This window comes from Streptomyces sp. NPDC028289, from assembly GCF_055565975.1.
The window spans coordinates 39,610-52,692 of sequence record NZ_JBVHTI010000004.1; the positions used below are offsets into that span (position 1 = coordinate 39,610).

10 protein-coding genes are annotated in these 13,083 nt (G+C 71.6%); 6 read left to right on the top strand and 4 right to left on the bottom strand.

Translation table 11 applies throughout. From position 1 onward, the window contains the following. Positions 1 to 86: 86 nt before the first annotated feature. The gene (locus ACZ4UV_RS20145; RefSeq protein WP_451019722.1) at positions 87 to 2,471 is read right to left on the bottom strand and encodes an ATP-binding cassette domain-containing protein; all 2,385 of its coding nucleotides are present in this window, start codon (positions 2,469 to 2,471) and stop codon (positions 87 to 89) included. A 425-nt stretch (positions 2,472 to 2,896) separates the two neighbouring features. Between ACZ4UV_RS20145 and ACZ4UV_RS20150 the strand changes: the two genes are divergently transcribed. The 3 genes from ACZ4UV_RS20150 (at position 2,897) to ACZ4UV_RS20160 (ending at position 7,093) form a co-directional block, all read left to right on the top strand. Continuing rightward, the gene (locus ACZ4UV_RS20150; RefSeq protein ID WP_351497125.1) at positions 2,897 to 3,889 is read left to right on the top strand and encodes a phospholipase D-like domain-containing protein; all 993 of its coding nucleotides are present in this window, start codon (positions 2,897 to 2,899) and stop codon (positions 3,887 to 3,889) included. A gap of 153 nt (positions 3,890 to 4,042) precedes the next feature. Next, a complete protein-coding gene (locus ACZ4UV_RS20155; RefSeq protein ID WP_467839490.1) occupies positions 4,043 to 4,879 on the top strand; it encodes a PaaX family transcriptional regulator in 837 nt (278 codons plus the stop codon). Positions 4,880 to 5,062: 183 nt separating this feature from the next. Continuing rightward, positions 5,063 to 7,093: an NAD(+) synthase gene (locus ACZ4UV_RS20160; RefSeq protein ID WP_467840681.1), complete on the top strand. Its 2,031-nt coding sequence runs from the start codon at positions 5,063 to 5,065 to the stop codon at positions 7,091 to 7,093. 81 nt (positions 7,094 to 7,174) lie between these two features. Here ACZ4UV_RS20160 and ACZ4UV_RS20165 read toward each other — a convergent pair whose 3' ends face one another. Both ACZ4UV_RS20165 and ACZ4UV_RS20170 read right to left on the bottom strand, forming a co-directional pair. After that, positions 7,175 to 7,639 (bottom strand): PaaI family thioesterase, encoded by a 465-nt coding sequence (locus ACZ4UV_RS20165; protein WP_451023371.1) that lies wholly within the window; start codon positions 7,637 to 7,639, stop codon positions 7,175 to 7,177. A 117-nt stretch (positions 7,640 to 7,756) separates the two neighbouring features. Then, positions 7,757 to 8,341 (bottom strand): TetR/AcrR family transcriptional regulator, encoded by a 585-nt coding sequence (locus ACZ4UV_RS20170; RefSeq protein WP_451023372.1) that lies wholly within the window; start codon positions 8,339 to 8,341, stop codon positions 7,757 to 7,759. A 495-nt stretch (positions 8,342 to 8,836) separates the two neighbouring features. On the opposite strand from ACZ4UV_RS20170, the gene ACZ4UV_RS20175 reads away from it, so the two are divergent. Next, positions 8,837 to 9,436: a hypothetical protein gene (locus tag ACZ4UV_RS20175; RefSeq protein ID WP_451018446.1), complete on the top strand. Its 600-nt coding sequence runs from the start codon at positions 8,837 to 8,839 to the stop codon at positions 9,434 to 9,436. A 90-nt stretch (positions 9,437 to 9,526) separates the two neighbouring features. On the opposite strand, the gene ACZ4UV_RS20180 is transcribed toward ACZ4UV_RS20175, so the two are convergent. Next, a complete protein-coding gene (locus tag ACZ4UV_RS20180) occupies positions 9,527 to 10,216 on the bottom strand; it encodes a DUF6215 domain-containing protein (RefSeq protein ID WP_451018445.1) in 690 nt (229 codons plus the stop codon). A gap of 159 nt (positions 10,217 to 10,375) precedes the next feature. On the opposite strand from ACZ4UV_RS20180, the gene ACZ4UV_RS20185 reads away from it, so the two are divergent. Beyond that, positions 10,376 to 11,080: an alpha/beta fold hydrolase gene (locus ACZ4UV_RS20185; protein ID WP_451018444.1), complete on the top strand. Its 705-nt coding sequence runs from the start codon at positions 10,376 to 10,378 to the stop codon at positions 11,078 to 11,080. A 73-nt stretch (positions 11,081 to 11,153) separates the two neighbouring features. Beyond that, positions 11,154 to 13,076 carry a glycoside hydrolase family 5 protein gene (locus ACZ4UV_RS20190; protein WP_451018443.1) on the top strand — a complete coding sequence of 641 codons (1,923 nt, stop codon included), beginning with the start codon at positions 11,154 to 11,156 and terminating at the stop codon, positions 13,074 to 13,076. Positions 13,077 to 13,083 lie beyond the last annotated feature (7 nt).

Genomic DNA, 13,083 nt, shown 5'->3' on the forward strand with positions numbered 1-13,083 from the left:
CAGCCTAACCATCAACGTTTGAGCATTCAAACCTCGCGCGGGGCGGGCCGCCCCGAGGGGATCCCGTCTCCTCGGGGCGGCCCGGGTCAGGCTCCGACGTACTCCGCAAGGTGCTGCGCGGTGAGCGTGGAGCGGGCCGCCACCAGGTCGGCCGGGGTGCCCTCGAAGACGATCCGGCCGCCGTCGTGGCCGGCGCCCGGGCCGAGGTCGATGATCCAGTCGGCGTGGGCCATGACCGCCTGGTGGTGCTCGACGACGATGACCGACTTGCCGGTGTCGACCAGCCGGTCCAGCAGTCCGAGAAGCTGCTCGACGTCGGCGAGGTGCAGGCCCGCGGTCGGCTCGTCGAGGACGTACACGCCGCCCTTGTCGGCCATGTGCGTGGCCAGCTTGAGGCGCTGGCGCTCGCCGCCGGACAGGGTGGTGAGGGGCTGGCCGATGGTGAGGTAGCCGAGGCCGACGTCCGTGAGCCGCTGGAGGATGCGGTGGGCGGCCGGGGTGTGCGCCTCGCCCGCGGCGAAGAACTCCTCGGCCTCGGTCACCGGCATCGCGAGCACCTCGCTGATGTCCCGGCCGCCGAGGCGGTAGTCGAGGACGGACGCCTCGAACCGCTTCCCGTCGCAGTCCTCGCAGGTGGTGGCCACGCCGGCCATCATCGCCAGGTCGGTGTAGATCACGCCGGCGCCGTTGCAGGTGGGGCAGGCACCCTCGGAGTTCGAGCTGAAGAGGGCCGGCTTGACGCCGTTCTCCTTGGCGAAGGCCTTGCGGATCGGGTCGAGCAGTCCGGTGTACGTCGCCGGGTTGCTGCGCCGGGAGCCGCGGATGGCGCCCTGGTCGACGGAGATCACCCCGGCGCCGGCCGGGATCGAGCCGTGCACCAGGGAGCTCTTGCCGGAGCCCGCGACACCGGTCACGACGGCGAGGACGCCGAGCGGGATGTCGACGTCGACGCCCTGGAGGTTGTGGGTGCTCGCGCCGCGGATCTCCAGCGTGCCGGTGGGCTTGCGGACCGTGTCCTTGAGGGCGGCCCGGTCGTCGAAGTGGCGGCCGGTGATGGTGCCGCCGGTGCGCAGGGCCTCGACGGTGCCCTCGAAGCAGACCGTGCCGCCCCCCGCCCCGGCGCCGGGGCCGAGGTCGACGACGTGGTCGGCGATGGCGATGACCTCCGGCTTGTGCTCCACGACGAGGACCGTGTTGCCCTTGTCGCGCAGCCGCAGCAGCAGGCCGTTCATGCGCTGGATGTCGTGCGGGTGCAGGCCGGTGGTGGGCTCGTCGAAGACGTAGGTGACGTCGGTGAGCGAGGAGCCGAGGTGGCGGATCATCTTGGTGCGCTGGGCCTCGCCGCCGGAGAGGGTGCCGGCGGGGCGGTCGAGGGAGAGATAGCCGAGGCCGATCTCCACGAACGATTCGAGGGTGTGCCGGAGCGTGGCGAGGAGCGGTGCCACCGACGGTTCGTCGAGGCCGCGCACCCAGGCCGCCAGGTCGCTGATCTGCATCGCGCAGGCGTCGGCGATGCTGATCCCGTCGATCTTCGAGGAGCGGGCGCCCTCGCTGAGCCGGGTGCCGTCGCAGTCGGGGCAGGTGGCGAAGGTGACCGCGCGCTCCACGAACTCGCGGATGTGCGGCTGCATCGACTCCTTGTCCTTGGAGAGCATCGACTTCTGGATGCGCGGGATCAGACCTTCGTAGGTCATGTTGATGCCCGCGATCTTCATCCGGGTCGGCTCGCGGTGCAGGAAGTCCTGCAGCTCCTTCTTGGTGAACTTGCTGATGGGCTTGTCCGGGTCGAAGAAGCCGGACTCGATGTAGAGGCGGGAGTTCCAGCCGCCGCCCTTGTAGCCGGGGACGGTGATCGCGCCCTCGTTGAGGGACAGGGTCTCGTCGTAGAGCTGGGCGAGGTCGAGGTCGGTGACGGCGCCCCGGCCCTCGCAGCGCGGGCACATGCCGCCGGTGATGCTGAAGCTGCGCCGCTCCTTCACCTTCTGGCCGGCGCGTTCGACGGTGACGGCGCCGGCCCCGCTGATGGAGGCGATGTTGAAGGAGAACGCCTTGGGCGAGCCGATGTGCGGCTTGCCGAGGCGGCTGAAGAGGATGCGCAGCAGGGCGTTGGCGTCGGTGGCGGTGCCGACGGTGGAGCGCGGGTCGCCGCCCATCCGCTGCTGGTCGACGATGATCGCGGTGGTCAGTCCTTCGAGGACGTCGACCTCGGGGCGGGCCAGGTTGGGCATGAAGCCCTGGACGAAGGCGGGGTAGGTCTCGTTGATCAGCCGCTGCGACTCGGCGGCGATGGTGTCGAACACCAGCGAGCTCTTGCCCGAGCCGGAGACTCCGGTGAAGACCGTCAGCCGGCGCTTCGGGATCTCGATGCTGACGTCCTTGAGGTTGTTCTCCCGCGCGCCGTGTACGCGGATCAGGCCGTGGCTGTCGGCCACGTGCGGCGTGGACGTCGTCTTCTCGGTTTCTGTGGCCATGCTCAAACCCGTCTCCGTCTGCTGCGCGGGGTCCTGGTCGATCGCCGCCACGCTAGCCGGGGTCAGAAGCCTAACGCTTCTCCATTCCTGACCGGTTCGCGTGCACCGGGGGCGACGCCCGGGTGCCCCGCCCGCTGCCCGGCGGATGTGCGGGGGCTCAGCCGAACCACCGGGTGATCGACACCCGCTGGGGACGACGACGCGGGCAGACGGGTCGAGCGCGAGCGGCTACGAAGATTTTGCGTTCTCGCGGGACACCCATGAACCGGCCCCCACCTGCGCCGAGTCCGCTATGTCCGCCCGTACGCCCCACAGGTAACGGTGAGTTCACCCGGCTTCCCTTCCTCGACAGTCTACGCGCGTGGTGTCATGCCCACGCTCACCCACCCCCCACGTGAGCGTCTACTCGACTAGGAGTCACGCACATGCTGTCGAAGCTTCTCGTTCGCGCGGGTGTCGCCCTGGCGGCCACTGCGGCCGTGGTCGCCACCGCGGTCCCCGCGAACGCCGCGAGCTACTCCGCGTTCGCCTTCTCGCTCAGCAGCAGCGAGCCCACGATCTACGACTTCATCAACTCGGCCACCAGCTCGCTCGACATGACGATGTACGAGCTGGAGGACACCACGGCCGTCAACGACCTCATAGCCCTGGAGAACAAGGGCGTCACCGTGCGGGTCGTCCTGGACCAGGCGCACAAGAGCGCCAACAACTCCGCCTACACCTCCCTCACGAACGCGGGCGTGGGTGTGGTCTGGTCGCCGTCCAGCTTCGTCTACACGCACCAGAAGACCATCACGGTCGACGGCACCAAGTCGCTCGTCCTGACCGGCAACCTGACCTCTCAGTACTACTCGACCGGCCGGGACTACGGCGTCTTCACCGACGACACCAGGGACGTCGCGGCGATCGAGAAGGTCTTCAACGCCGACTACGCCGGAACCTCCGTCACCCCCACCGACGGCGACCACCTGCTCTGGTCCCCCACCGACTCGCGCAGCCGCCTGCTGACCGTGGTCAACGCCGCCACCAAGACGCTCGACGTCGAGGAACTGGAGTTCAGCGACAGCACGGTGGTCAACGCCATCGTGGCGAGGGCCAAGGCGGGCGTGAAGGTGCGGGTCGTGCTGGAGACGCCCGGCGACTACTCCAGCGAGGTCTCCGCGGTGAAGGCCGCCGGCGGCACGGTCGTCGGCTACTCCGACCCCAACGGCTTCTACATCCACGCCAAGGCCATGGTCGCCGACTACGGCCTGTCCACCCAGGAGGTGGAGGCCGGCTCCATGAACATCAGCAGCAACTCCCTCTCCAACAACCGTGAGCTGGGCATCATCCTCACGGGCACCGGGGTGGCGCAGTCGGTGGCCACGACCGTCGAGACCACGTTCAACAGCGACTACTCGGGCGGCACAGCCGCGTAGCGACCGGATTCCGCCGGCCCGCCCCGGCCGTGCCGCACCACGGCCGGGGCGGGCACCGCCCGTGGTGCGGCACGGAGCCCGGTGCAGGTCGGCCGCTGTCCGGCAGGCCACCCGCGCCCTGTACGTCCGCCACCTGGCCGTAATCTTGCGCACGTGAACGCCGAGATCGCCCCGGACCCCCTGGACGGCCCGCAGCCCCGGCCGCAGTCGCTCCTGCTCGCCTTCTTCGGCAACCACGTACTGGAGCAGGGCCCGCTGGCCGTCTACTCGGGCAGCATCATCACGGTCCTGGGCCGGGCGGGCGTCGGCGAGCAGGCCGTACGCTCCACGCTGACCCGCATGGTCAACCGGAACCTGCTGCAACGCCAACGGCAGGGCCGCAAGATGTACTTCGGCCTGACGCCGTCGGCCACACAGATCCTCCATGACGGCCGGCGCCGCATCTGGGAGACGGGCGCCGTCAACGACGACTGGGACGGATCCTGGACCCTGCTGGGGTTCTCGCTGCCGGAGTCCTGGCAGCGCCAGCGGCACGATCTGCGCTCCCAGCTCGGCTGGTCGGGGTTCGGTCCGCTCTACAGCGGCCTGTGGATCGCGCCCGGCCGGGTGGACGTCTCCGGCGTCGTCGCCGAACTCGGGCTCTCCGCCCACGTGAAGATCTTTCACGCGCTGGCCGACGAGGCCACGGACATCGACCTCATGATCCGCGACACCTGGGACCTGGAGTCCGTCGCGGCCCGGTACGAGGACTTCCGCACCCGCTGGGAGGCCTGGCGGGCCGGCCCCGATGGCGACGCCGTGGTCACCCGGCTGCGGCTGGTCAGCGAGTGGCTGGGCATCATCCGCACCGATCCCCGGCTGCCGGTCCGGCACCTGCCCGCCGACTGGCCGGCCCACGAGGCGGAGACGGCGTTCCACCACGTCGCGGCCGAGACCGAGGCCCCGGCCCGCCGGATGGCCGCGGCCCTGCTGGAGACCACGCCCCTGTGACCCGCCGTGTGCGGAGAACGGGCGCGCGGTCTGCGCGGAATCCCTGATCAGCCCGGATGGCGCGGCGATCTATGCTGCTGGGGGCAGGTGGTTCGCCAGACCGTCGATGGAGAGGGTGCCGGGGTACGGCGACGCTCCCTGTCCGGCATCCGCACCGTGTCCGTCTCTCCCGAGGAAGCCCCGTTGAACTTCTGGTCGATCTATGAGCATGGTTTCGCGCGCGTCGCCTCGTGCACGGGCCACACCGTCATCGCCGACCCGCGCGCCAACGCCGACGCGGTGCTGCGACAGGCCCGCCGTTGCGCCGAGGAGGGCGTCGCGGTGGCGGTCTTCCCGGAGCTCGGCCTGACCGGTTACTCGATCGAGGACCTGCTGCTCCAGGACGCGGTGCTCGACCAGGTCGAGGAGGCCGTCGAGTCGGTGCGGGCCGGTTCCGCCGGGCTGCTGCCGGTCCTCGTCGTCGGCGCCCCGCTGCGGCACCGCAACCGCGTCTACAACTGCGCGGTCTTCGTGCACCGCGGCCGGATCCTCGGGGTCGCGCCCAAGTCGTACCCGCCGAACTACCGGGAGTTCTACGAGCGGCGCCAGATCGCCGCCGGCGACGACGAGCGGGGCGGCACCATCCGGATCGGCGGCGAGAGCGTGCCGTTCGGGGTGGACCTGCTCTTCGAGGCGGAGGACGTCCCCGGTCTCGTGCTGCACGCCGAGATCTGTGAGGACATGTGGGTGCCGGTGCCGCCGAGCGCGGAGGCGGCGCTGGCCGGCGCGACCGTGCTGGTCAACCTCTCCGGCAGCCCCATCACGGTCGGCCGCGCGGAGGACCGGAAGCTGCTGTGCCGCTCCGCGTCGCAGCGCTGCCTCGCCGCGTACGTCTACGCGGCGGCCGGGCTCGGCGAGTCGTCGACGGACCTGTCCTGGGACGGCCAGACCATGATCTACGAGAACGGCGCGCTGCTGGCCGAGACGGACCGGTTCCCGCTCGACGACCAGTACGCGGTGGCCGACGTCGACCTGGACCTGCTGCGGCAGGAGCGGGCCCGGATGGGCTCGTTCGACGACAACCGCCGTACCCACGCGGCCCGCACCGGCGGCTTCCGGACCGTTGCCTTCCGGCTCGACCCGCCGGCGGCCGACCTCGGGCTGCGGCGCCGGGTGGAGCGCTTCCCCTTCGTCCCGGCCGACCCGCAGCGGCTGGCCCAGGACTGCTACGAGGCGTACAACATCCAGGTCGCCGCGCTCCAGCAGCGGCTGGCGGCGATCGGCGGCCCGAAGATCGTCATCGGCGTGTCCGGCGGCCTCGACTCCACGCACGCGCTGATCGTCGCCGCCCGTGCCATGGACCGCGCGGGCCGCCCGCGCAGCGACATCCTGGCCTTCACCCTGCCGGGCTTCGCGACCGGCGAGCACACCAAGGGCAACGCCCACCGGCTGATGAACTCGCTCGGCGTGACGGCGGCCGAGCTGGACATCACGCCGACCGCGCGACTGATGCTGGAGGAGATGGGCCACCCGTTCGCCGCCGGCGAGCCGGTCTACGACGTGACCTTCGAGAACGTGCAGGCCGGGCTGCGCACCGACTACCTGTTCCGGCTGGCCAACCAGCGCGGTGGCATCGTCCTCGGCACCGGGGACCTGTCGGAGCTGGCGCTGGGCTGGTCGACGTACGGCGTCGGCGACCAGATGAGCCACTACAACGTCAACTCCGGGGTGCCGAAGACGCTGATCCAGCACCTGATCCGCTGGGTCATCAGCAGCGAGCAGTTCGACGCGGAGACCGGCAGGACCCTCGCGGCGATCCTCGACACCGAGATCAGCCCGGAGCTGGTGCCGGGTGAGGAACTGCAGTCCACCGAGTCGAAGATCGGCCCGTACGCGCTGCACGACTTCACCCTCTACCAGGTGCTGCGGCACGGGTTCCGGCCGTCGAAGATCGCCTTCCTGGCCTGGCACGCCTGGCACGACCGGAAGGCGGGCGCCTGGCCGCCCGGCTTCCCCGAGGGCGAGCGCAAGGCGTACGACCTGGCGGAGATCCGGCACTGGCTCGACTACTTCTGCCGCCGCTTCTTCGCCTTCGCCCAGTTCAAGCGCTCGGCGATGCCGAACGGACCGAAGGTCTCGGCGGGCGGTTCACTCTCCCCGCGCGGCGACTGGCGTGCTCCGTCGGACAGTTCGGCGAAGGCCTGGCTGCACGACCTGGCCCGCGTCCCCGAGTAGCCGCCGGATCGGCCTGCCACGCGCGGAGCCCCGCACCCGATCCGCCGGGTGCGGGGCTCCGCGCGTGGGTCCGGTCCGCCGTCAGTCGCCGGCCGGTCGCATGACGAGGCAGGTGGTGGTCGCGTGGGCGATCAGTTTCCCGCGCTCGTCGAGCACCTTTCCTTCGGCCGTGGCGGTGGTGCGGCCGACATGGATGACGTTCCCCTCGGCCCTGAGGGTCTGGCCTCCGGTGTGGGCGGCGCGGATGTAGTTGACCTTGAGTTCGAGGGTGGTGTAGCCGACGCCTGCGGGCAGGGTGCTGTGGACGGCGCAGCCCATCACGGAGTCGAGGAGGGTGGCCGCGATGCCGCCGTGGACGGTGCCGAGGGGGTTGGCGAAGTCGGGGCGGGTGTCGAGCGACATGACCATACGGCCGTGCTCCACCTCGTCGAAGCGCATGCCGAGCAGCCTGCCGATCGAAGGGGGCGCGGTGTCGGTCGGCCGCGCGGACTGTATCCAGCGCATCAGTTCGAGGCCGGACAGGGCGGCGAGGTCGGTGGTGGACACGGGTGGCTCCTCGGTGTGCTGGTGGGGGTGCGGGCCGGTCCGCCGCTCTCCGGGCAGCGGGCCGCAGTGGTCGTCAGGTGTCGTCACCGGTGGTGGCAGGCGTGGGTCGGCAGGTCGTCACCGGTCGCTGAAGGCGTGGGTCAGCAGGTCGCGCAGTTCGGCGGCGGCCGCGTCCAGCGGTGCGGTGGTCTGCTCGGCACGGCACATGATCACGGCGCCTTCGAGGGCGGCGATGACGAAGGCGGCCAGCCGGGTGCTGCGCGGCTGCGGGAGACCGTGCCGGCAGAAGTGCGCGGCCAGTGCCTGCTGCCAGCGGGCGAAGACGGCGGCGGCCGAGCGGGCCAGCTGGGGTGCCTCGTCGTTGGTCTCCGCGGCCACGGCCACGACCGGGCAGCCGACGCGGTAGCCGCTCTCCGTCAGCCGCTCCCGCCACAGTGCGACGAAGGAGTCGACCGCCGCCACGGGGTCGTCGGCCTCCATGGCCGCGTCGATCCGCCTCGCCATGTGGTCGCCGGACCGGTTCACCGCCTCCTCGACCAGCTGTGCACGGCCGCCGGGGAAGTGGTGGTAGACGGAGCCCCGGGGAGCGCCGGTGCGGGCGAGGACCCGGTCGATGCTGGTGGCTCCGGCTCCGTACTCGCGCAGCAGGTCGGCGGCGCCACGCAGCATCCGTTCCCGGCTGTCGCTCCTGCGCGGACTCATGCGACCACCGCCCTTCGTTCCCGTGGAGACACATCACGTCCCTACGCAAGAGTAACTTATGGTGTGTGCCATAGAACATGCAAGAGTGGAGACGAGGGAGCACCCGGCCCGGTTTGTGGCCGGCGCCCCGGCCGGGGTAGGCTTGATCTTGAGCGAGGCGCCCAATTCCGGGTGGCACGCGACGCGTTGGTGGTCCAAGGAAAGACGCCCCGCTTCCTGCGGGGAAATGCAGGTGCAAGGCCTGCCCGGCGCTCCGCTCGAAGAGCCCCGTCCCTGACGAATCAGGGACGGGGCTCTTCGCGTGTGCGGCCCGCGCCGGCGGCCCGGCGCACTCTGACGGCCGAACATCCGGACGGCGCCCGGTACCGGGGCAAACCACCTGGTCAGAGCGTTCGCCTTGGCATGGTCGCCGCGCGGCACGGTGGGTGACCGGTTGCGGGGCCGCACCCCGCTTTCCACGGTGGGCGAAAGACAGCAGTTCTCGAAAGGAACCCCATGCGCGCCCTAGCCTCCCGCGGCCTCCTCGTCTCCCCCCTGGTCTGTGCCGCCCTGGTTCTCGGCCCGGCGGCCGCCTCCGCTGCCGCCGCCGACGCCGGCCGAGAAGCGACGGAACCCGGTGTCGCGCAGACGGCTCCGCGGCCCGGCACCGACCTCGCCACGCTCCTCGACCGGATCGACGCGATCGACTCGACCAAGTACGACCGTGCCCTGACACCCCTGCTGGACGCGCTGCCCGGTCTCGCCGCGACGGAGGGCACGCCCATCGCCCCGGCGCAGGCCGCCGCCTATGCGAAGGCGCTGCAGGAGTGGAGCAACACGGTCCAGGAGCGGCTGCGGCGCCTGGACGCGGGCGCCACCGACCGCGCGCACCGGGCCGCCGACCCCGTCTCGGACCTGGTGAACGCGATCCAGGCCGCCGTCGACAGCCTGCTCGGCTCGCTGACCTCGCTCGACCTCGGCGGGGTGCTGGGCGCCGTCACCGGGCTGCTGGCCCCCATCCTCGACGCGGTCACCGGCCTGCTCGGCGCCGTACCCGCGCTGCCGTCGCTGCCCTCGGCGGGCAGCCTCGCCTCCACGACGACCGTCGCGCCGTGAGGACCTGACACGGCGTCGGTGCGGCCTCCGCCGCCGGGCCGCACCGAGATCCGGGCGGCCCGGCGGCGCGCCCGCTTCCTCCCGAGACCGTCAGTGCCCGTTCCAGCCGGGGACGGTCGGCAGGACCTGCTCCGCGACCCGGACCAGGGCGGTGTCGTCCGGGGGTACGTCGTCCTGCCGCCAGAGCGCGACCTCGAACGTGCCCCCGCCGTCGTCCTTGCCGTGTTTGGAGACCAGGAGGCACCGCGCGGTGCCGCCGGGGCCCGTGCTCGCCTTGCCGCCACCGAGGTTGAATCCGATGGAGATGGTCGGGCTGGAGTAGAGGACGGCGGGGTGCCCGAGGACGGTCGTCCTGCGGGCGTCGCCCATCAGGTCGCCCGCCGTGGAGACGGTCATGTGGTCGTACGACGCCGTCAGCTTCACGGAGTACGTCTCCAGGGTCACCGTCGCCTCGGGTTCGGCGATCTTCGTGCCCCCGGCGAGCGTGAGCCACTCCCCGCTGCCGTCGGCGGTCTCGGCGTGCTCGTGCGAGGTCCCCAACAGGGCGGGCAGGTCCGGGCGGTTGAGCGCCCTGCACAACCGGCCACCGGAGACATAGCGGGCCGGCAGGTGGTCGTCCGGCTTCGAGCAGGCGGCCGGCTCGCTCGCCGTGTCCTTCGGGTGGACGAACTCCTTCTGCGCCCACAGAGCGCCCACCACGACGGCGAACAACGCCACTGCCGCGAGGGCCTGAAGCCCCGGTCTGCCGTCCTTTTCGGGCTCGGCGAAGCCCTCGGTCATGTCCCCCACCCCCGCTGTGCGTCCCCTGTGCGCGGTGGAGCCTAACTGATGTTCACGGGGAAGGCACGCGCCGCACATGCCTCTCGGTGGCAGGGGATTCCTCCGGGAGTGTTTGATGGCGGGAGCACGCTGCAAGCCGGAGGAAGCAGGGGGGACGCGGTGACCGACGGACGGGGCGTCGAGGCGGGCGGGAGCGCGCTGGTGGTGCGTCGCAGGCCGCGGGAGCAGACCCGTGCCGCGGTGCTCGTCCTGCACGGCGGGCAGGAGAACGGACTCCGCCCGGCGCGCTCCTGGCAGCCGGCCGCGCTGCGCATGCGCCCGTTCGTCAGTGCCGCCGCCTCGGTCTCCTCGCCCCGTGACGTGCTGATCGGTCAGGTGTGTTACCGCTATCAGGGCTGGAACGACGCCGCCGACCCGCTCCAGGACACGCTGCGCGCGCTCGACGAGCTGCGTGGTCTGGCCGGCGACGCGTCCGTGGTGCTGGTCGGCCACTCCATGGGCGGCCGGGCGGCGCTGCGCGCGGCGGCCGATCCCGCGGTGCGCGGGGTGCTCGCGCTGGCCCCCTGGTGCCCGTCCGGCGACCCGGTCGACGATCTCACCGGGACGAGGATCGTCGTCCTGCACGGGGACCGTGACCGGACCACAGCTCCCTCGGACTCGGCCGCGTACGTACGGCAGGCCCGCGGCGCCGGTGCGCAGGCGGGGATGGTGCTGCTCAGAGGCGGCGAGCACGCGATGCTCCGCCGCAGCCGTGACTGGCACCGCGCCTCGGCGGCCGCCATCAGGCGGTTGCTGCGCCCCGAACGCGACCTCGACGGATGGACGGCCGAGGCCTGCGCGGCGGACGGGCCGCTTCTGCGCTGATCCGCGCCCTGGTAGGGTGCCTCGCCCCCATGGGACATCCACCCGCACGGGACATCCACCCAGAGGACTGCCGATGCCGATCGCACGATCCTTCCGGATTGTCACGTACCTGACAGTCACGCTCCTGGTTCTCGCCCTCTCCGGCACCGCCCCGGCCGCTGCCGGACCGCAGTCCGCGCAGTCCGCACAGTCCGCCGCGCAGGCACCGGCCACCGGCACCTGGCAGCCCCCGCTGTCCACCCGGGGCCGCTACATCGTCGACGCCGCCGGCAACCGCTTCCGCCTCAAGGCCGCCAACTGGGACGGCGCACAGGGCTCCTGGACGGGCAGCGGCAGCAGCGCCGATCCCGCGAACCACCACGCCGGCCAGGACTCCTACGGCATCCCCCTCGGCCTGGACCGCGCGCCCCTGTCCCAGCTCGTCTCGGACTTCCAGGCACTCGGCATCAACAGCATCCGGCTGCCGTTCTCGAACGAGATGATCCACACGACGACCCCGGTGCCGGACGCCGCGGTCACCGCCAATCCGCAGCTGCGCGGCAGGACCCCGCTGGAGGTCTACGACGCCGTCGTAGCCGCCCTCACCGGGGCGGGCTTCGCCGTCATCCTCAACAACCACACCAACACCTCCCGTTGGTGCTGCGGAGTCGACGGCAACGAGCGCTGGAACAGCAGCCAGTCGACCCAGCAGTGGGCCGACGACTGGGTCTTCATGGCCCGCCGTTACGCCGCGAACTCCCGTGTCGTGGGCGCCGATCTCTACAACGAGGTACGCCGGGACGTGCTCGACGACCCCAACTGGGGCCTGGGCGACGGCCACGACTGGTACGCGGCCGCCCAGCTCGCCGGCGACCGCATCCTCACCGAGGCGAACCCGAACCTCCTCATCGTCGTCGAGGGCATCAACTGGACCGGCCTGCCGGTCGACGGACTCCCCCACGGCCGCCCCATGCTCACCCCCGTCCGCACCCTCTCCAACACCCTCGTCGACGCCCACAAGCTGGTCTACTCGGCCCACTTCTACGGCTACACCGGCCCCCGTCACAGCGGCGCCACCGGCATCGGCGAGACCAGCGACCCCCGCTATCAGGACCTGACCCGCGACGAGCTGTACCAGGCCCTCGCCGACGAGGCCTTCTTCGTCACCACCCAGGGGAAGCACTACACGGCGCCGGTCTGGATCAGCGAGTTCGGCATCGGTGCGAACGAGACGGGCACGGCCGCCCGCACCTGGTTCGGCAACATCACCGACTACTTCGCCGACCAGGACGCCGACTTCGCCTACTGGCCGCTGGTCGGCTGGGCGGGCCACGACGACTGGGCGCTGCTGAGCTACGACAGCTCCGGGCACCGGTCCGGCATCCTGGACGGAGGCGACTGGCGGGCCACCGCCTGGAACCACCTCATGAGCTCCGCCGGCCGCACCGGGTACGTCGAGCCGGGGACGACCTGGCGCATGCTGTCCACGGACCACGGCGACCAGGTGGAGTCCCTGCGCGTGCGGGCGGGCGGCGACTGGGACTCTGGCGCCTACAAGGCGGTCTGCCCGGACGGGCTGCGGCTGATCGGTCTCGCGCACTCCGGCGGCCGCGGTCTGTGCACCGACGCGACCGCCGGCGACCTGCGCGCCACGGGCAGCGCCCAGACGGTGGTCACGGACGAACGGTACCTCCCGGCAGGCGGCGACTGGGCGTCCGGCTACACCAAACTGCAGTGCCCGGCGGGCCAGTTCGTCATCGGCTACAGCCGCCGCGGGGAGCGGGTGTCAGCGGTGCTGTGCGCACCCGCGTCCGCAGCGCTGGGCGCGAGCGGCCGGACCGTGTGGTTCGACCGCTCCGACAACCGGCCCGCCGACGGAGCGGGCGACGATTTCGCGTACGGCGCCTACAAGGGCCAGTGTGCCGCAGGCGAGTTCATCGCGGGCGTCGCCTTCACCACCCGGGTGAGCAGCGCCCAGGGGCCGGCCGCCGTGCTGTGCGTCCCGCTGCCGTCCTGAAAGAAGG